This window comes from Pelagibius sp. 7325, from assembly GCF_037652055.1.
In the GTDB taxonomy this organism is placed as follows: domain Bacteria; phylum Pseudomonadota; class Alphaproteobacteria; order Kiloniellales; family Kiloniellaceae; genus Pelagibius.
In genome coordinates, this window is sequence record NZ_JBBKAH010000027.1 from 1 (window position 1) to 587 (window position 587).

At 65.2% G+C, this 587-nt stretch carries 1 protein-coding gene; it reads left to right on the forward strand.

The window, feature by feature from the left end:
* On the forward strand, positions 1-587 hold a 587-nt coding region (locus tag WDC82_RS25120; RefSeq protein ID WP_340120195.1), incomplete at both ends, for a citrate/2-methylcitrate synthase.

The following is a 587-nucleotide window of genomic DNA, read 5'->3' on the forward strand; positions in this document are numbered from 1 at the left end:
TGCGAGGAGTACAAGATCAGCCCGGTGCTGGCGCGCGCCATGGACCGCATCTTCATCCTGCACGCCGACCACGAGCAGAACGCCTCGACCTCGACGGTCAGGATCGCCGGCTCGTCCAATGCCAATCCCTTCGCCTGCATCGCCGCCGGCATCGCCTCCTTGTGGGGCCCGGCGCACGGCGGCGCCAACGAGGCGGTGCTGCAGATGCTGGGCGAGATCGGCCACAAGGACCGCATCCCCGAGTTCATCAAGCGGGCCAAGGACAAGGACGATCCCTTCCGCCTGATGGGCTTCGGCCACCGCGTCTACAAGAACTACGACCCGCGCGCCAAGGTGATGCAGAAGTCCTGCCACGAGGTGCTGGGCGAACTGGGCATCGACGACCCGCTGCTGGAGATGGCCATGCAGCTGGAGAAGATCGCCCTGGAGGACGACTACTTCGTCGAGCGCAAGCTGTTCCCCAACGTCGACTTCTATTCGGGCATCATCCTGAAGGCGATGGGCTTCCCGACCTCGATGTTCACGGTGCTCTTCGCCGTCGCCCGCACGGTCGGCTGGGTCGCCCAGTGGCGCGAGATGATCGAGGA